Annotated in this window: 14 protein-coding genes; 11 read left to right on the top strand and 3 right to left on the bottom strand. The window is 71.4% G+C overall.

The genetic code is table 11. From position 1 onward, the window contains the following. Window positions 1-21: 21 nt before the first annotated feature. Window positions 22-873, top strand: a complete 852-nt coding sequence (locus tag QL987_RS06030) for an alpha/beta hydrolase (protein WP_290156753.1) — start codon at window positions 22-24, stop codon at window positions 871-873. A 206-nt stretch (window positions 874-1,079) separates the two neighbouring features. Here the strand turns inward: QL987_RS06030 and QL987_RS06035 are convergent, their stop codons facing one another. Further along, complete coding sequence (locus tag QL987_RS06035; RefSeq protein ID WP_290156754.1) at window positions 1,080-3,038, bottom strand: glycoside hydrolase family 2 TIM barrel-domain containing protein; 1,959 nt, start codon at window positions 3,036-3,038, stop codon at window positions 1,080-1,082. 312 nt (window positions 3,039-3,350) lie between these two features. Here QL987_RS06035 and QL987_RS06040 point away from each other — a divergent pair, with 312 nt between their 5' ends. From QL987_RS06040 to QL987_RS06050, 3 genes are read left to right on the top strand one after another with little or no spacing between them, the layout of a single operon-like run. Continuing rightward, the gene (locus QL987_RS06040; protein ID WP_290156755.1) at window positions 3,351-4,976 is read left to right on the top strand and encodes a glycosyltransferase; all 1,626 of its coding nucleotides are present in this window, start codon (window positions 3,351-3,353) and stop codon (window positions 4,974-4,976) included. Beyond that, on the top strand, window positions 4,973-7,057 hold the full coding sequence (locus QL987_RS06045; protein WP_290156756.1) for a right-handed parallel beta-helix repeat-containing protein: 2,085 nt from the start codon (window positions 4,973-4,975) through the stop codon (window positions 7,055-7,057). Before QL987_RS06040 ends, QL987_RS06045 begins: the two co-directional genes overlap by 4 nt. 5 nt (window positions 7,058-7,062) lie before the next feature. Beyond that, window positions 7,063-8,268 carry a right-handed parallel beta-helix repeat-containing protein gene (locus QL987_RS06050; protein WP_290156757.1) on the top strand — a complete coding sequence of 402 codons (1,206 nt, stop codon included), beginning with the start codon at window positions 7,063-7,065 and terminating at the stop codon, window positions 8,266-8,268. Here QL987_RS06050 and QL987_RS06055 read toward each other — a convergent pair whose 3' ends face one another. Further along, window positions 8,269-9,765, bottom strand: coding sequence for a CHAD domain-containing protein (locus QL987_RS06055; protein ID WP_290156758.1), 1,497 nt, complete (start codon window positions 9,763-9,765; stop codon window positions 8,269-8,271). 222 nt (window positions 9,766-9,987) lie between these two features. Between QL987_RS06055 and QL987_RS06060 the strand changes: the two genes are divergently transcribed. Continuing rightward, the gene (locus QL987_RS06060) at window positions 9,988-11,307 is read left to right on the top strand and encodes a phosphotransferase (RefSeq protein ID WP_290156759.1); all 1,320 of its coding nucleotides are present in this window, start codon (window positions 9,988-9,990) and stop codon (window positions 11,305-11,307) included. 92 nt (window positions 11,308-11,399) lie between these two features. Here QL987_RS06060 and QL987_RS06065 read toward each other — a convergent pair whose 3' ends face one another. Continuing rightward, window positions 11,400-11,765, bottom strand: coding sequence for a DUF1844 domain-containing protein (locus tag QL987_RS06065; RefSeq protein ID WP_111073738.1), 366 nt, complete (start codon window positions 11,763-11,765; stop codon window positions 11,400-11,402). A gap of 341 nt (window positions 11,766-12,106) precedes the next feature. Between QL987_RS06065 and infC the strand changes: the two genes are divergently transcribed. The 6 genes from infC to pheT all read left to right on the top strand — a co-directional run bounded on the left by infC (window position 12,107) and on the right by pheT (window position 18,094). Further along, window positions 12,107-12,778 carry a translation initiation factor IF-3 gene (infC, locus tag QL987_RS06070; protein WP_111073737.1) on the top strand — a complete coding sequence of 224 codons (672 nt, stop codon included), beginning with the start codon at window positions 12,107-12,109 and terminating at the stop codon, window positions 12,776-12,778. Window positions 12,779-12,839: 61 nt separating this feature from the next. Beyond that, entirely contained in the window at window positions 12,840-13,034 is a 195-nt protein-coding gene (gene rpmI, locus QL987_RS06075) for a 50S ribosomal protein L35 (protein WP_111073736.1), read from the top strand. A 29-nt stretch (window positions 13,035-13,063) separates the two neighbouring features. Then, window positions 13,064-13,447, top strand: a complete 384-nt coding sequence (rplT, locus tag QL987_RS06080) for a 50S ribosomal protein L20 (RefSeq protein WP_290156761.1) — start codon at window positions 13,064-13,066, stop codon at window positions 13,445-13,447. 119 nt (window positions 13,448-13,566) lie between these two features. After that, on the top strand, window positions 13,567-14,424 hold the full coding sequence (locus QL987_RS06085) for an RNA methyltransferase (protein ID WP_290156762.1): 858 nt from the start codon (window positions 13,567-13,569) through the stop codon (window positions 14,422-14,424). Window positions 14,425-14,561: 137 nt separating this feature from the next. Further along, complete coding sequence (gene pheS / locus QL987_RS06090) at window positions 14,562-15,602, top strand: phenylalanine--tRNA ligase subunit alpha (RefSeq protein ID WP_290156764.1); 1,041 nt, start codon at window positions 14,562-14,564, stop codon at window positions 15,600-15,602. Then, on the top strand, window positions 15,602-18,094 hold the full coding sequence (gene pheT / locus QL987_RS06095) for a phenylalanine--tRNA ligase subunit beta (protein WP_290156765.1): 2,493 nt from the start codon (window positions 15,602-15,604) through the stop codon (window positions 18,092-18,094). Before pheS ends, pheT begins: the two co-directional genes overlap by 1 nt. Window positions 18,095-18,116 lie beyond the last annotated feature (22 nt).

An 18,116-nucleotide genomic window follows, 5' to 3' on the forward strand; every position in this document is an offset into this window, starting at 1 on the left:
CACCAACCACTCGGAGGCACCATGCCGTTCATCACCGTCGGAGCCGAGAACGGGCACGACATCGACCTGCACTACGACGACTTCGGCACCGGTGCCCCGGTCGTCCTTATCCACGGGTGGCCGCTGTCCGGTCGGTCGTGGGAGGGCCAGGTCCCCGCGCTCGTCGCGGCCGGCCACCGGGTCATCGCCTACGACCGTCGCGGCTTCGGCCAGTCGTCGCAGCCGTGGGGCGGCTACGACTACGACACGTTCGCCGCGGATCTCGACAAGCTGATCACCGAGCTCGGGCTGACCGACGTCACCCTCATCGGGTTCTCGATGGGCGGCGGCGAACTCGCCCGCTACGTCTCCACCTACGGCACCGGCAAGGTCGCGAAGCTCGTCTTCGCCAGCGCGGTCCCGCCGTACCTGTGGAAGTCGGACGAGAACCCGGACGGCGGCGTCGACCAGGGCCTGGCGGACTGGTTCGCGAACGGCATCACCGGCGACCGTCCGGCGTTCCTGCACGAGTTCGTCGACAAGTTCTACACGGCCGGCGGCACGGTGTCGTTGACGCACAAGCCGCTCGTCAGCGACGACCAGCGGGCCTACGACCTGGCGATCGCGGAGCTCGCGTCGCCGAAGGGCACGCTCGACTGCACCGTCGCGTTCGCCACGACGGACTTCCGCGACGACCTGACGAAGGTGGACGTCCCGACGCTCGTCATCCACGGCGACGCCGACGGGATCGTCCCGTTCGAGGTCTCCGGCAAGCGGACCGCCGAGGCGATCCCGAACGCGCAGGTCCACGTCATCGAGGGTGGGCCGCACGGCGTCCTCGCGTCGCACCGTGACGAGTGGAACGAGGCGGTCCTGCGCTTCCTGGCGCAGTAGCCCGATCACCGCACGGCGGCGGCCGGCCGGGCTGTCGCGATGACGGACGGGAGGCCCGTGACCAGCTGGTCACGGGCCTCCCGTCCGTCGTCGTGTCCGGGTCGGTCGCCGGTTCCTGGTCCGGTGCCGGTGCCGGTGCCGGTGCCGGTGCCGGTGCCGGGGTCTGGTCCGGTCCGGTCCTCCGGTCCGGTCCGGTCCGGGGTCGGTCAGTGTCCGAGGACCGCCCGGCGAATCCGCTCGATCGGCTCCTTCGGGGTCCGGTCGGCGTTGAGGAGCCCGTTCGTCTCCTGCATCGTGTCCGTGAGCTGGGTCCAGCAGCTGCCGGCCAGGAACGAACTCGCGCGGACCGCGTCGTACAGCGCGGTGACGCGGGCGATCCAGTCGTCGCCGTCGGCGGCCGTCGTGTACCCCCACGCGTCGTCGCGGTGGGCTCCGTGTTGGTGGTTCACGCCGCCGAACTCGGTCAGCATGACGGGCTGCCCACGGTCTACCGCACCGCCCACCAGGATGAGGCGGTCTGCCGGCCCGAGGCCCGCGAGCAGACGGGTCCGCGCCGCGTCGTCGGCGTAGGTCCGCGCCAGCCGGTCGCCGTCGCCCTCGTAGTCGTGCACCGAGAGGATGTCCGAGTCCGGGTGCTCCCAGCCGTCGTTGGAGATCACCGGCCGGGTCGCGTCGAGTGCCCGGGTGACGTCCGCCAGCGCCCGGGCGTACGCCTGCTGCGCCGGGTCGGTGGCGATGTGCTGCACGCCCCAGCTCTCGTTCGCCGGCACCCAGGTCACGATCGAGGGGTGTGAGGCATCCCGTTCCACGGCGTCCATCCACTCGCGCATCAGCCGCTGCACCGCGGTGGGCGAGAACGCGTAGGCGCCGGGGGCCTCGCCCCAGACCATCAGGCCCAGTCGGTCCGCCCAGTACAGGAAGCGCGGGTCCTCGATCTTCTGGTGGTTCCGGGCGGCGTTGAACCCGAGCTCCTTGATGAGCTCGACCTCGCGGCGGAGGGCCTGTCGCGTCGGCGCGGTCAGGTGCGAGTCCGGCCAGTAGCCCTGGTTGAGCACGCTCCGCACGTCGATGCTGCGGTCGTTGAGCAAGAACCGGCCACCGCCGATCCGCGTGGTGCGGACGCCGAAGTAGGAGCTGACGGCGTCGGCGGCAGCCCCGGTCGGTGTCACCAGGGTGACGACCGCGTCCACCAGGCGTGGTGTGTCCGGGCTCCACTGCAGCTCCTGCTCCGCCTGACCGTTCGCCTGGCGGGCGATCGGCACGACCAGCTCGCACTCGTGCGCGGTCGGGCTGACGGTGGTCTCGACCGTGGCGAGGTGCTCGTCGTGCTCGGTCCAGGTCGCCTCGACGCGGAGGCGTGTGCCGGCCGGGCGCTCGCCCGTCAGCCGGACGGTCAGGCGCATCGTCTCGTGGTCGACGTTCGTCCAGCGCAGTGCGCGGATCGCGGTCGTCGGGACGGCCTCGAGCCAGACGGTCTGCCAGATCCCGGTGGTGCGGCGGTACCAGATGTCGTGCGCCTGCTCGTGCCAGTCCTGCTTGCCGCGGGGCTGGGTGAGGTCGTGCGGGTCGTCCTCGGCGCGGACCACGAGGGTGTGGGACGTCGTGCTGCCGGTGTCGGTGCTGTCGGTGCTGTCGGTGCTGCCGGTGCCGGTGCCGGTGCCGCTGCCGGTGCCGCCGGTGTCGGCGCCGGAGTTGCCGGTCCCGGTCCCGGTGCCGGTGTTCGGGCCGCCGGCGAGCGCCTCGGTCACGTCGAGGGTGAAGGGGGTGTGGCCGCCCTCGTGCTCGCCGATGAACTGCCCGTCGATCCAGACCCGCGCCCGGTGGTCGACCGCGCCGAAGTGCGCCAGCACGCGAGGCGCGTCCGCCCCGAACCCGGCTGCGGTCAGGTCCGCCGCCGTGATCTGCCGCGAGTACCAGACCACCGGGTGGAAGCCCGGCTCGTCGATGCCCGAGGCGACGGACTCCGGCGGGAACGGCACCCGGATGTCGCGAGCGTCCGGGAACCCGTTCCGCCACGCGGGATCGTCGCCGGTGTTGCGGAAGGACCAGGTGCCGTCGAGGTCCGCCCAGCGGGAGCGCATCATCTGCGGACGCGGGTACTCGCCGTCCTGACGACTGGCGAGCGGGAGGACGGGAGCGGCGTCGTTGCCGAGGTGCGCGTTCATGACCCCATGCTGGCGGACGCGGTACATCGTTGTACAGGGACTGGAGGCGGCCGTTCCGAGCGTGTGCGGCCCTCCGCGACCCGCAGACCACACAGGTCCGGAAAGCGCGAGTGCCGCACTCCCGCAGCGGCTTGCGCGAACGCGCAAGAGTGCCCCGCAGCCCCTTGTCGCGTGGTCGGCGCTCCGCCTAGCGTCCTCAGCACGACGCCGTACCGACCGTCGTGCGAGCCACCCACTCGCCGACCGTCCGCGCCCGGCCACCCACCGAGCGCCCCGGATCATCCACCCTGCCAGTCCGAAGGACCCGAACCCATGGACACCCTGGCCGCGCTCGCCGCATCCCAGACATCGACCCAGGTCGTCATCGACCAGCTCGTCGCCTTCGGCCACGAAGCCCTCAAGTACGTGCCCGTCGGCATCGCCGGTGTGATCGTGTGGGCCCTGTGGCTCTACCGCGTCGTGCTGTCGGCGCGGGCGAAGCCGGTGGTCAACGGCTTCCGCACCACGACCTCCGTCGTCGTGCCGAGCTACCACGAGGACCCCGACATCCTGCTCCGTTGCCTCGACACCTGGCGCTCGCAGAACCCCGACGAGATCATCATCGTGCTCGACATCGCCGACACCGAGGCGTACCAGCGCATCGTCGCCGTGGGCGACCCGACCGTGAAGCCGATCCTGTTCCACCACGTCGGCAAGCGCAGCGCCCTCGGCCAGGGCATCCGGCTCGCCCGGTACGACGTCGTGGTCCTGGTGGACTCCGACACCAGCTGGGAGCCGGGACTGCTCGAGAACGTGCAGATGCCCTTCGTCGACACCACCGTCGGCGGTGTCGGGACGCAGCAGAACGTCTACCAGCGGAACTCGAGCATCTGGCGGATCATCGCCGACTGGCTCGTCAACCTGCGCTACTTCAACTACGTGCCCGCCATGGGTGCCGCCGGTGCGGTGCCGTGCCTGTCCGGACGCACCGCCGCGTACCGTCGCTCGGCCGTCCTGCCCGTGCTGGACAACCTCGAGAACGAGTTCTTCCTCGGCCGCCGCTGCGTCGCCGGTGACGACGGTCGTCTCACCTGGCTCGTGCTCGCCTCGGGCTTCAAGACCGTGCACCAGGAGAGCGCCAAGGCCCTCTCGATGTTCCCGGCCACCGGCAAGGCGTTCTTCAAGCAGCGCATCCGCTGGAGCCGCAACTCGTACCGCACCTACCTGACGGCCATCGCCAAGGGCTGGATCTGGCGCGTGCCCTTCGTCACGAAGATCACCGTCCTGCAGATCATCCTGACCCCCGTCACCATGGGCATCACCATGTGGTACCTGCTGTTCAGCCGCCTGGAACTCAGCATCGTCGGTGCGGCGTTCACCATCGCCTGGTTGCTCGCCGGTCGTGCCGTCCGTGGGTTCTCCAACCTGCGCCGTCACCCGCTCGACCTCTTCGTCCTGCCGATCCTGGCGATCGTGGTGATCGTCATCGCCCTGCCGATCAAGGTGTTCTCGTTCATCACGATGAACAAGCAGGGGTGGCTGACCCGGCACGCGGACCAGATGGGTGGCGACGGACAGACCGCGGCGACCCTCGACGGTCCCGCATCGCGCCCGGCGGTCCAGACCACACCGGTCCAGACCCCACCGGCCCCGACGCCGGCACCGATCCCGGCTCCGGCCTTCGCCATGGCGGGAGCGCCCGAGATGGTCATGTCCGCGGTGGGAGCACCCGCGACGGCCATGTCCTCTGCGGGTGCGCCCGAGATGGCCATGTCCGCGGCGGGATCACCAGAGACCCCCTCGATCGCGACGCCGGCATCCACCGCGGCGGCACCTGTCTCGGCGGCCCCGGCCACCGCTTCCCAGCCGACCGAGGCCGCGACCGCGACCACGTCGGGGACGCAGCGGGCGTCGCAGCCGGCAGCGGGCCTCCAGAGCGGAGAGGTGGCAGCAGCATGAGCACCGACCTGACCCCCACCACGTCCACCCGTCGTCGCCGTCGCATCGCGACCGCGTCCGCGCTCGTCCTGACGCTCGCTGGCGTCGGTGCCCTGACGCTGCCCACCGCAGCGCAGGCTGCGACCTCCGGGTCCACCTCGACCGCGGCGGAGTCCTCCGTCGTCACGGGCAAGGCCTACCCGGGCAGCCCGAACAAGGAGGCGAAGCTCGTCGCCGCCGAGAACGAACGCATCTACAACGTGCGCGCGCTCGCATCGGCAGCCCGGTGGAGCGGCCTCGTGACCACCAAGCCCTACCGACTCGCCACGGGGAGCTCGTACACCCTGGTGCTCGTCGCCCGAGGCTCGGCGTACACCGTCAACGACCTCAAGCAGCTCGCGCCCTCGACGTTCGTGAAGCAGCCGGACGGGTCGTACCTGCTCAGCGAGAACATCGTCGTCGAGAACGGCGCGACCCTGCAGCTCGCCAGCCCCGACGGCCTGCACATCCACATGGAGAGCGACGACCGCGGCTTCGTGTCGATCGTCACGCAGGCCGGAGCGCTGCAGATCGCCGGGTCGGCCAAGGCCCCCGTCATCATCGACTCGTGGGACCCGCAGGCCGGCAAGGTCGACACCGACACCACCGACGGCCGTGCCTACGTCCGTGTCCAGGGCGGGACAGCGACCCTGAGCTACGCGTCGTTCCGTGACCTCGGCTTCTGGAGTGGCACGACCGGCGGCGTCTCGCTCACCGGCACCGACCTGTCCACGCTCGACACCGCGTCCGGCACCCAGACGGCGAAGACCCTGCGCACCACGAAGGACGTCTTCGGTACCACCCTGCTGCCGACCGGTGCCGTCGACGGGACCACCCCGGGCGAGAGCACGGCCGCCGGGTCCTACAGCTTCGTCTCGGCGAAGATCCAGCACACCGAGTTCGACGGCAACGCGTACGGCCTGTTCCTCACGAGCGCGGACGGCGTCGTGATGTCGGACTCCACCATCGAGAACTCGCTCATCGACGGACTCGTGCTCCACCGGTACGTGACGAACAGCACGCTGTCGTCCGTCGATTCGCACGACAACGGCGTGGACGGCATCAAGATGACCCGCGCCTCCACGGGCATCGTGCTCAGCCAGGTCACGGCGAACCGCAACGGCCGCAACGGCATCACGTTGAACGGCGGGGCGCTCGCCGACGGTCCGAACGCCGTCGGCATGCCGACCGGCGACTACGGCAACAACTCCCTGACCGACAGCACCGCGTCCGACAACGGGCGGTACGGTGTCGAGGTGCTCGGTGGCGAGAACGTCAAGGTCAGCGGCTCCACGATGGACGGCAACCGGATGGGCATCGTCGTCGGTCAGGACGCCGTGAAGACCACCGTGCGCAACAACGTCATCAAGGGCTCGACCCAGAACGGCATCTCGGTGCTCGACGGGGTGCGGTCGTCGGAGGTCAGCGACAACACGATCGCGGGCGCCGACATCGGGATCTACAGCCGGGCGTCCGACGCCGACGTGGACGGCAACGAGATCTCCGGCGCACGGACCCACGGCGTGACCGTGGTCGGTGCCTCGAAGGGCACGACCGTGACCGACAACTCGGTGTCCGGCCGCGGACCGAGCGCCATCGACCTGGCACGGTCCGACGACGCGGTTCAGCACGGCAACACCACGACCGGGTGGCACTCCACCAAGCCGCTGCTCGTGACGCTGCGCGGGATCTTCCAGCCGCTCACCGTGCTGTGGCTGATCCTGCTGCTCATCGTCGTGGTCGCCGCCATCGGTGGTGTCATCCGCGGCCGCCGGGGCGAGGCCCGCGAGCACCCGTACGCCAAGCTCGCACCGCTGTCCTCGTTCACCCGTGGTGTCGTCGACCCGACCACGCTGGGCCTCCCCGCGTCGCCGATCTCGTCGCCGATGGCCGAAGCCGCCGCGGACCGGGTCGGCACGGACCGAGTCGGCACGGACCAGGGCACCGACCGAGTCGGCACCGACCGGGTCGGTACGGACCACGACGGCAGCCGGCATGCAGCCCACGCCGCACGGTCCGACGGCACCGACGTCGATGCGGCGCTCGCCGCGGCGGCCCGGTGACGCGGATGACGAACCTCTTCGAACGACATCGCGTCCAGATCCTGTCCGGGGTCGTCGGCCTCGTCGCCGGAGCCGTGATCGTCGGCGGGATCTGGGGTGTCAGCGCAGCGGTGCGCGGCCCCGAGACCGTCGCGGCACCGGCCCCCAGCTCGTCGGCGACGACCGACCCCGGCCGCGCCCCGAGTGCGAGCCGCACTCCGCAACTCGGCACCCTCGGTGACGACGGCGGGTCCGACAGCACCGACTCCGGGGGCAGCGGGACGAGCGGCGGCACGGCGAACGGCTCCGGTGGGACCGCCACGGCGGCCCCGGCCGCGGCGTGCACGTCGCCGACCATCCGGGTCAGCACCGCCGATGCGCTCAAGTCCGCGCTCGAGGACGCCAAAGCCGGGGACGTCATAGCCCTGGCGAACGGCACCTACGACGGCACCTTCGAGGGCACCGCCACGGGCACGGCCAGCCAGCCCATCGCCCTGTGCGGGGGGAGCGGTGCCGTCCTCGACGGCGGCGACCCGTCCGACGGCTACGTCATGCACCTCGACGGCGGCGCGTACTGGACCCTGTCCGGGTTCACCGTGCAGAACGGGCAGAAGGGCGTGATGCTCGACGACACCCAGCACTCCGTCCTGCAGGGGCTGACGGTCCGGAAGATCGGCGACGAGGCGATGCACGTCCGTGCCAACAGCAGCGACAACACGGTGCGGGGCAACCACGTGTCGGAGACCGGACTCCGCAAGCCGAAGTTCGGCGAGGGCATCTACATCGGCTCGTCGAAGAACAACTGGTGCGACGTGTCCGACTGCAAGCCGGACCGCAGCGACCGCAACGTCGTGACGGAGAACACGATCACCGACACCGCGGCCGAGAACGTGGACATCAAGGAGGGGACCACCGGCGGCGTGCTGTCGGACAACTCCTTCGACGGTGCGGGCATGCAGGGGCAGAACCATGCGGACTCCTGGGTCGACGTGAAGGGGAACGGCTGGAGCGTCACCGGGAACCGCGGTGTGCACTCGATCCTCGACGGGTTCCAGACGCACGAGCTACTGGACGGATGGGGAACGGACAACACGTTCTCCGGCAACACCGTGGACCTCGGCAACAGCGACGGTGTGGCCTTCGCCTTCCGTCCGGTCCTCGGCAACACGGTGTCCTGTGACAACGACGTGGTCGGCTCGAACGAGTTCTCGACCACGAAGTGCGCGTCCTGATCAGAGGCGGGCGAGCAACTCACGCCCGCGCCTGAACCGACGGTCGGCCCGCTGACGGCCGACCGTCGCCAGGACCCCGGCGGTGAAGTCCGTGCCCAGCTGCAGGGCCGTGACGGCGTGCGCGGCGTCCAGTCCGTCGCCCAGGGCCGATTGCACCTTCCGGAGTCGACCGAGGTGCTGGTGGCCGGCGACGGACCCGCCCACCGCCTCGACGCCGTACCGGAGCCGTCGCGCGGCCTTGCGGGCATCGTGGAGCACCTCGAGGTCACCGGCGCGGGCTGCCGTGTCCCGCACACGTCGCACGCGCCGTCGTTCGCGGTGCAGGCGACGCTCGACGAAGGGACGAACGGGGTCTCCGGCCCGAGGACCGGGTGGCGCGTCGGCGATGAGCGAGTCGAGTGCATCGAGGGCGTCGAACCACTCGGCGGATCGCAGCACCTCGTCGAACCCGGTCGCCGCCTCGCGGTGAGCCGTGGCCAGGCGGGCGAGGAGCGCGGCCGACGCGGCGTCGCCGACGAGTCCGATGGGTGCGCGGTCGGCCAGTGACCGCACGGTCCCGACCAGGACCTCGGCGTCGCGGGCCACTCCGGCGGCACGCCCGACGTGGCCGAGGCTCCGTCGCACCACTTCGGTGGCGTCGCGGTCGAGTGCTCCGCGGTACACGGCCAGGACACTCCGGATCCGGCGGAGCGACCCGCGGAGGGCGTGCAGCGCGTCGGGCTCCCCGCGCCGGACGAGCGGGTCGATCCGGACCACGTCGGCACGGAGCGTGGCCAGGGCATCGACGACGAACCGAGCGGCGGTGCCCGATCTCGGGCGGCGCACTCCGGCCGGTCGACGGACGGGCGCCCGTCGGGGGAGCGACACCGGCGGCTGCTCGGACAGGCCTGCGCCCCGCTCGTCGCCCTCGGCCGTGCTCGCCGTGTCCGTGTCCGTGCACGCCACGTCCGTGCACGCCACGTCCGTGCTGTCCTCGGCTGCGTCCCGCATCGCCCGCTCCACCCCGCGGACGAGTGCGTGCTCGCTGCCGACGTCCGCCAGCGCCCACCACCGGCCGACCCGCAGCACCGGCTCGCCCGGAGCGCCTTCGTCGACCCGGACGTCGGCGACCTCGGCACGCACACGGCCGTCCCGACTGTGCAGCACCAGCAGGGCCGTCGTGGTGTCGCGCCGCCGCACCACGGTCAGGGGGCGACCACGGAGGTACACCGCCAGTTCCGGCACCGCGGCGTCAGCCGTCCGGTCCGCCAGGTGTTCCGGGCCGTCCCCGCGGTCGATCGTCCAGGCGCCGTCCTCGCTGCGCACCAGGTCGATCCCGGCGGCGGCGAGCACCCCGTCCGACGTGTCCCAGACGGTCTCGCGCACGATCACGTGCGGGACCCGCCCGACGACGTCCGCGTAGGGCTCGAGGGTGGGCAGCCGTCGGGCGTCCGGCACCCGCCACGTCAGGCGTGGGGCCGGGAAGTCGTCATCGTGGGGATCGTCTCGCTGGGGCATGCCAGTCAGTGTCGTCCGGACCACCCCGGGGCCGGGACGGTCCCCGCGAACTGTGGACAGCCTCCCGGCCAGCGTCGCCCTGTGCAGGAAGGGACGCAGCCCGCACCCGCGATCCGACGCAACCCGGACCCGCGACCCGACGCGGCCCGCCACCGCGCCGCGACGCACCCCACACCCGTGATCCCGCGACCCAGCGCAGCAGCGACGGGTAGCGTCCCCGACATGACCGACGCTGTGCACGCCGACCCCTTCGAGACCGCCGTCGCCGGCTGGATGGCCGACCAACGGTGGTACGCCGCCAAGGGCGGGACCCCCAGCATCCGGGTCGTCGCCGAACAGACCGACACCACCGCGGACGCGACGATCCGCACCCTGTTCGTCCTCGACGACGCCCCCACCGGCCCCGTCCTCTACCAGGTCCCGCTCACCGTGCGACCCGCAGCGGTCCCCGAGCTCGCGCACGCCCTGGTCACCGAACTCGACGGTGCAGCGGTCTACGACGCGCCGCACGACGTCGCCTACGCACGCTGGCTGCTCGGCCGCATCGAGGCCGATGGCGAACACATCGGTCCGGTCACCGGCGCGCGCGTCCTCAGCGGCGAGCAGTCGAACACGTCCGTCATCGCCGACACCGCCGAGAGCGGCCGGGTGATCACCAAGGTCTTCCGTGTCCTGCACGACGGTGAGAACCCCGACGTCACCACCCAGCGTGCGTTGTCGACCGCCGGCTCCGTCCGCGTGCCACGCACCTTCGGCGCGCTGACGGGGGAGTGGCCGGACGCCGGTCAGGCGAGCGGCACCGCGCACGGCCACCTCGCCTTCGCACAGGAGTTCCTGCCCGGGCTCGAGGACGCCTGGCGCGTCGCGCTGACCGCGGCCCGGGGCGGCGAGTCCTTCGCCAGCGCCGCCGACCGACTCGGTGCCGCGCTCGCCGAGGTGCACACGGTCCTGGCCGGCGCGATGCCCACCGCGACCTCTGGACCCGACCAGGTCGACGAGGCGATCGCGACGATGCGTCGTCGCCTGGACACGGCGGCCGCCGAGGTGCCGCAGGTCGCCGAGCACGCCGCCGCCGTCGGCCGGGTCTACGACCGGGCGGCGACCGTGCCGTGGCCGACCATGCAGCGCATCCACGGCGACCTGCACCTCGGGCAGGTGCTCTCGGCGCCCGAGCCCCGCGGCTGGGTCTTCCTTGACTTCGAGGGCGAACCGCTCCGTCCGATGCCGGAGCGCTCACGTCCGGACGTCGCACTGCGGGACGTCGCCGGCATGCTCCGGTCCTTCGACTACGTCGCCGGCGCCCTCGCGCACGAGGACGAGCCCGTGGACACCGGCGACTGGGCGCACGAGGCGCGCAGTGCGTTCCTCGACGGGTACGAGCGGGGCAGCGGCTCCGACCTGCGCGCCCACCGCGCACTGCTCGACGCCTTCGAGCTCGACAAGGCGGTCTACGAGGTCGTCTACGAGGCGCGGAACCGCCCCACCTGGGTCGGCATCCCCGTCGCGGCGGTCGACCGGTTGGTCGCGCGCTCGGCAGCATGACGACGGTGGGTCGCGCGTGCAGCGTGACCGGATGACGGACGGGAGGCCCGTGGCGACACCGCCACGGGCCTCCCGTCCGTCAGTGGGACCGCCTAGTTGACGGGTCCGGTGTACTTCTCGCCCGGACCCTTGCCCGGAGCGTCCGGGATCGCCGACGCTTCGCGGAACGCCAGCTGCACGGACCGCAGCCCGTCGCGGAGCGGACGCGCGTGCTGGTCGCCGATCTCGGTCGCGGCCGCGGTGACGAGCCCGGCGAGCGAGGTGATGAGCTTCCGCGCCTCGTCCAGGTCGGTCTGCTGCTCCGGGTCGTCGGCCAGGCCGACCTTCACGGCGGCGGCGCTGAGCAGGTGGACGGCCACGGTGTTGATGAGTTCGATCGCGGGGACCTCGGCGATGTCGCGCGCGGCCTCGTCGGAATCGTCGAATGCGGGGGCCGGGTTGCTCGGGGTGTCGGTCACGGTGCTCCTCTGCTAGACTCGCCGACGGCAGACACTGTCCGCGCGCCCGGATCTTTCCGGTCGAGCCCAGATCCTTCCGGTTGTACTCGGGAAGGTCCGGATCAGGACAGCGTCACGAAAGAGGAGTTCCTCCCACCCGCGGCTGCACCAAGGCTACCGGGTCACCACCGCTCCGCCGGAGTCCACGATGTGGACATCGGCAGGCCGAACCGCAAGGGTCGGCGCAAGTCGGACCGCAAGGGTCGGCGTCGGGCGGCTGCCGAACGGGTCTCGATCCGTGCGTCAGATCTCCTCTCTCGTGCCGTCGTCCCGGGCAAACGCCCCGGACGGCCACCACCTGATTGAAGGAGCTCCGCATCACCGATCCCCGTACCAACGACCGAATCCGCGTCCCCGAGGTCCGACTGGTCGGACCCCAGGGCGAGCAGGTCGGCGTTGTCCCCATCGCCGTCGCACTGCGCCTCGCGCAGGAAGCCGAGCTGGATCTGGTCGAGGTCGCGCCGAACTCGAAGCCGCCCGTCGCCAAGATCATGGACTACGGCAAGTTCAAGTACGAAGCCGCTCAGAAGGCCAAGGAAGCCCGCCGCAACCAGGTCAACACCGACCTGAAAGAGGTCCGGTTCCGCCTGAAGATCGACGTGCACGACTACGAGACGAAGCGCAAGCGCGCCGAGGGGTTCCTCCTCGGTGGCGACAAGGTGAAGGCGATGATCCTCTTCCGCGGTCGCGAGCAGTCGCGTCCCGAGCAGGGTGTCCGGCTCCTCCAGAAGTTCGCGGAGGAGATCGCAGAGTTCGGCGTCGTCGAGTCGCGTCCGACCCAGGACGGCCGCAACATGACGATGATCATCGCGCCGCTCAAGAACAAGTCGGACGTCAAGGGCGAGCAGAACGCCAAGCGTGCCGCTGAGAAGGCCGAGCGGAAGGCCACCGAGCACTCCGCCAAGGCCAAGTCGGAGGACGAGCCCACGTCGGCTCCCGCCGCAGCAGCCCCGGCCGACTCGTCGGCCGAATAGGTCCTCCCAGGCCGATCCGCGCTCGACGCGGTCCCCATCCACCCCACGGAAAGGCACCACGATGCCCAAGCAGAAGACCCACTCCGGGTCGAAGAAGCGCTTCAAGATCACCGGCAGCGGCAAGATCATGAAGCAGCAGGCCGGTATGCGCCACAACCTCGAGGTGAAGTCCTCCAAGCGCAAGGCCCGCCTCAACGAGGACCAGGTCCTCGCGAAGGCCGACGTCAAGGCCGTCAAGAAGCTCCTCGGCCACTGAGTCGACCCGGATCGTAAAGGAACAGATCAATGGCAAGAGTCAAGAGAGCGGTCAACGCCGCCAAGAAGCGTCGCGTCATCCTCGAGCGCGCGGAGGGCTACCGCGGTCAGCGGTCGCGCCTCTACCGCAAGGCGAAGGAGCAGGTCACCCACTCCCTCGTCTACGCGTACCGTGACCGTCACGCGAAGAAGGGCGAGTTCCGTCGCCTCTGGATCCAGCGCATCAACGCTGCGTCGCGTGCGAACGGCCTGACCTACAACCGCCTCATCCAGGGTCTGGCCCTGGCTGGCGTCGAGGTCGACCGCCGCATCCTCGCGGACCTCGCGATCAACAACGCCGAGACGTTCGCCGCGCTCGTCGAGACCGCCAAGAATGCCCTGCCGGCCGACACCTCGGCGCCGAAGGCAGCCTGAGCCACGTCACCCGTGCACCGGAACCCCCGCTCCCTGTGGAGTGGGGGTTCCGTCGTTCCCGGGGCCATCCGTCGGCAGTCCGGTCGTGGCGGGCAGCCGGTGGTTCCTAGACTGGGTCCGTGAGCGAACTCCTCGAGAACCCCCGTGCCGGCCGAGTGAAGGCCGTGGCCGCCCTGGCCAAGAAGGACGTCCGTGCCGAGACCGGGCTGTTCCTGCTCGAGGGCCCGCAGGCCGTGCGCGAGGCGATCGAGTACCGCCCGGAGCTCCTCCGCGAGCTCTACGTCACCCCGACCGCGGCGGCGCGCCACGGTCTGGACGACGCCCCGGTCGACACCTGGTTCGTCACCGAGCAGGTGCTCGACGCGATGGCCGACACGGTCACCCCGCAGGGCGTGGTCGCGGTGTGCCAGCAGTTCCCGACGTCGGTCAAGGACGTCTTCCCGGACGCCCGTCTGGAGGCGCGTGTCGACTCCGACGAGTCCGGCGCCCTGCCCGGACTGGTCGCCATCCTCGAAGAGGTCCGCGACCCGGGCAATGCCGGCACGATCATCCGGGCCGCAGATGCCGCCGGAGCCGACGCCGTCGTGCTCACCGGACGCAGTGTCGACCCGTACAACCCCAAGGTCGTCCGTTCCACCACCGGCTCGCTGTTCCACGTGCCGGTGTCGGTCGGGGTGACGCTCGTCGACGCCATCGAGCGCGCGCGGGGTCTCGGCTACACGATCCTGGCCGCCGACGTGTCCGGCGACGACCTGCCGGACGTCCGCGCCGACGGCATGCTCGACGGGCCGACCGTCTGGGTCTTCGGCAACGAGGCCCGCGGCCTGACCACCGAGGACCTCGCGCTGGTCGACCGGGCCGTGAAGGTGCCGATCTACGGGCGGGCCGAGTCGATGAACCTCGCGACCGCGGCGTCCGTGTGCCTCTACGAGAGCGCGTTCGCCCAGCGCACCCGTTCCTCCACAGCCAGCGACTGACGGGGCACTCTCCCTCCCCACGGGCTCGGCCGCCACGCCGCTCCGCAGGCTCCGCAGCGCGTCGGTACCGGCCCGCGTGGGCCCCGTCCGACCGGTGCAGGGCGGCGGTATCCCGTCGGCCGGTAGGCTTGGCTCTCGTGTCAGAACCTCTCGAGATCAGCGAATCGGCGGTCGCCGGTGCCGTGGAAGCGGCCCTCGCCGCCGTCCGCGCCACGACGACCGTCGCCGAGCTGAAGCAGGCCCGTGCCGAGCACACCGGTGAGCAGTCGACGCTCGCGCGGATGAACGCGTCGATGCGCAGCGTCCCGCCGGAGCAGAAGGCCGCCGCGGGCAAGCTCGTCGGTCAGGCCCGCGGTCAGGTGAACCAGGCGATCGCCGCGCAGGAAGCGGTCCTCGCCGAAGCGGAAGAGCGCGCGCGCCTCGACGCCGAGCGCGTGGACGTCACCGCGCTGCCGTCACGTCGCACGCCGGGTTCGCGGCACCCGCTGTCGGTCCTCAACGAGACCGTCGCGGACATCTTCGTCGGCATGGGGTGGGAGGTCGCGGAAGGCCCCGAGCTCGAACACGAGTGGTTCAACTTCGACGCGCTGAACTTCGACCAGGACCACCCGGCGCGGGCGATGGCGGACACGGTGTTCGTCGAGCCCGTGGACCGGCACCTGCTGATGCGCACGCACACCTCGCCGGTGCAGGTGCGGTCGTTGCTGTCGCGCGAGCTCCCCCTCTACGTCATCGCCCCGGGCCGGGTGTACCGCGCCGACGAACTCGACGCCACGCACCTGCCGGTCTTCACCCAGGTCGAGGGCATCGCGATCGACAAGGGCCTGACGATGGCACACCTCCGCGGCACGCTCGAGCACTTCGCGCGCCAGGTCTTCGGTGCCGAAGCGCAGATCCGACTGCGCCCGAACTACTTCCCGTTCACCGAGCCGAGCGCCGAGATGGACGTCTGGCAGCCGAACGCCAAGGGCGGCGCGCGCTGGGTCGAGTGGGGTGGCTGCGGCATGGTCAACCCGAACGTCCTGCGCGCCGCCGGCATCGACCCGGACGAGTACCAGGGCTTCGCCTTCGGCATGGGCATCGAGCGGACGCTGCAGTTCCGCAACGGCCTGAACGACATGCGTGACTTCCTCGAGGGCGATCTCCGCTTCTCGCAGCAGTTCGGAACGGTGGTCTGATGCGCGTCCCACTCCGCTGGCTCGGCGAATCCGTCGACCTGCCCGACGACGTCTCGCTCGAGCACGTCCACGCCGCCCTGGTGTCGGTCGGGTTCGAAGAGGAAGCCGTGCACACGTTCGACCTGACCGGACCCGTCGTGGTCGGCCGGGTGCTCGAACGCGTCCCGGAGCCGCAGAAGAACGGCAAGACGATCAACTGGTGCCAGGTGGACGTCGGCGAAGCCGAACCCCGTGGCATCGTCTGTGGCGCCCACAACTTCGACGTCGGCGACCTCGTCGTGGTGACCCTGCCCGGCGCCGTGCTCCCCGGTCCGTTCCCGATCGCCGCGCGCAAGACCTACGGCCACGTGTCCGACGGCATGATCGCCTCGGCCCGTGAACTCGGGCTCGGCGACGAGCACGACGGCATCCTCCGCTTCGCGGATCTCGGCATGGACCCCGAGGTCGGTGCGGACGCCATCGCGCTGCTCGGCCTGGACGACGCCGCCGTCGAGATCAACGTGACGCCGGACCGCGGCTACGCGATGAGCATGCGCGGGGTCGCTCGTGAGTACGCGCACGCCACCGGGGCGACCTTCTCGGACCCGGTCGACCGGGTCCTGCCGCGCACCGGTGACGGCTTCGCGGTGACGATCGACGACGCCGCGCCGATCCGTGGGCGCGTGGGGTCGAGCACCTTCGTGACGCGGGTCGTCCGCGGCATCGACGCCAGCCGTCCGACGCCGGCCTGGATGGTCGCGCGCCTGTCGCTCGCCGGTGTCCGGTCGATCTCCCTGCCCGTCGACATCACCAACTACGTGATGTTCGAGCTCGGTCAGCCGCTGCACGGGTACGACCTCGGCACGCTCCAGGGCGGCCTCACCGTCCGTCGGGCCGCCGCGGGGGAGCGCCTCACCACACTCGACGACGTGGAGCGCACGCTCGACGCCGAAGACCTGGTCATCGCGGACGGCGACGGGGCCGTGGGCCTCGCCGGCGTCATGGGTGGCGCACGCACCGAGATCACCGCGGCGACGACCGACGTCCTGATCGAGGCCGCCGGCTTCGACCAGGTGTCCATCGCCCGCACGGCCCGGCGGCACAAGCTGCCGAGCGAGGCCTCGCGGCGGTTCGAGCGCGGTGTCGACCCGCTCGTCGCCCAGGCCGCGGCGAACCGCGCCGTCGAGCTGCTCGTCGACCTCGCCGGTGGCACGCCGGACGCCCTCGGGTCGACGCTGGTCGACGAGTCGCCGCGCCCCACCGTGACCATGCGCCTGGACCGGGCTGCCGGGCTCATCGGTGTCGAGTACACCGACGCCGAGGTGCTCGACACCCTCCGCGCGATCGGGGCGACCGTCATCGTCGACGGTGACCGCGTCGCCGTGACCCCGCCGAGCTGGCGCCCCGACCTGGTGGACGACGTCTCCCTGGTCGAGGAGATCGCCCGCATCGTCGGGTACGACCGCATCCCCAGCGTGCTGCCGGTCGCGCCGCCCGGACGTGGGCTGACGCGGCACCAGCAGGCCCGACGCCGGGTCTCGGCCGCCCTCGCCGCTGCCGGACTGACCGAGGTCGTCACGGCCCCGTTCGTCTCCGCCGCCACCGCTGCCGCGTTCCCGGGCATCGACCTTGCGGGCGGCCCGAGCGTCGTCCTGGCGAACGCCCTCGACAGTGCTCAGGACCACCTGCGCCGGAGCGGTCTGCCGGCACTCGTCGACGTCGCCCGTCGGAACCTCTCCCGCGGCCTTGTCGACGTCGCCCTGTACGAGACCTCCCGGGTGTTCCTGCCGGAGCCCGGCGTGGAGCTCGGCACCGTCGAGGTCCCGGTCGGGGCGCAGCGTCCGACGGCCGAGACCCTCACGGCTCTGGACGCCGCGCTGCCCCCGCAGCCGTTCCACGTCAGTGCCCTGCTCGTCGGCAACGCCGTGCTCAAGCAGCCGGGCACCGCGGTCGAACCGTTCGGCATCGCGGACGCCCTCGACGTCGCTCGCACCGTGGCCTGGGCCGTCGGCGTCGACCTGACCGTCGCGCAGACCAGCCACCCGTCGCTGCACCCCGGACGCGCTGCGTCGCTGCTCGTCGGGGACGTCGTCGTCGGCGTCGCGGGCGAGCTGCTGCCGGAGCGCACGGCGGACGCCGACCTGCCGCGTGTGGTCGCCGTCGTCGAGATGGACCTCGACGCCCTGGTCGCCGCGGCCCCCGAGTTGGTCGACGTCTCGGCGATCGTCTCGTACCCGGCCGCGACCCAGGACCTGTCACTGGTGGTGGACGTGTCGGTGCCCGCCGGTGACGTCCTGACCGAGGTACGCGCTGGTGCCGGAGACCTCTTGGAGTATGCTCGGCTCGTGGATGACTACCGGGGTGCCGGCGTGGACGAGGGACAGAAGTCCCTGACGTTCGCCCTGCGCTTCCGTGCCACGGACCGCACGCTGACCGCTGCCGAGGCCTCCGAGGCCCGCGACGGCGCAGTCCGACGTGCCGGCGAGCGATTCGGGGCGACCCTGCGCGACTGATCCACGACGGATCACCGCCCGG

It is taken from the genome of Curtobacterium sp. APC 4022 (assembly GCF_030407555.1).
Taxonomy (GTDB): Bacteria; Actinomycetota; Actinomycetes; order Actinomycetales; family Microbacteriaceae; genus Curtobacterium.

Excerpts from the sequence above, each read along its gene's own strand:
- QL987_RS06050 (WP_290156757.1), top strand. The coding sequence starts at position 7,063 with ATGACGAACCTCTTCGAACGACATCGCGTCCAGATCCTGTCCGGGGTC.
- QL987_RS06035 (WP_290156754.1), bottom strand. The coding sequence starts at position 3,038 with ATGAACGCGCACCTCGGCAACGACGCCGCTCCCGTCCTCCCGCTCGCC.
- rpmI (WP_111073736.1), top strand. The coding sequence starts at position 12,840 with ATGCCCAAGCAGAAGACCCACTCCGGGTCGAAGAAGCGCTTCAAGATC.
- QL987_RS06055 (WP_290156758.1), bottom strand. The coding sequence starts at position 9,765 with ATGCCCCAGCGAGACGATCCCCACGATGACGACTTCCCGGCCCCACGC.
- rplT (WP_290156761.1), top strand. The coding sequence starts at position 13,064 with ATGGCAAGAGTCAAGAGAGCGGTCAACGCCGCCAAGAAGCGTCGCGTC.
- pheT (WP_290156765.1), top strand. The coding sequence starts at position 15,602 with ATGCGCGTCCCACTCCGCTGGCTCGGCGAATCCGTCGACCTGCCCGAC.
- QL987_RS06040 (WP_290156755.1), top strand. The coding sequence starts at position 3,351 with ATGGACACCCTGGCCGCGCTCGCCGCATCCCAGACATCGACCCAGGTC.
- QL987_RS06030 (WP_290156753.1), top strand. The coding sequence starts at position 22 with ATGCCGTTCATCACCGTCGGAGCCGAGAACGGGCACGACATCGACCTG.
- QL987_RS06045 (WP_290156756.1), top strand. The coding sequence starts at position 4,973 with ATGAGCACCGACCTGACCCCCACCACGTCCACCCGTCGTCGCCGTCGC.
- QL987_RS06060 (WP_290156759.1), top strand. The coding sequence starts at position 9,988 with ATGACCGACGCTGTGCACGCCGACCCCTTCGAGACCGCCGTCGCCGGC.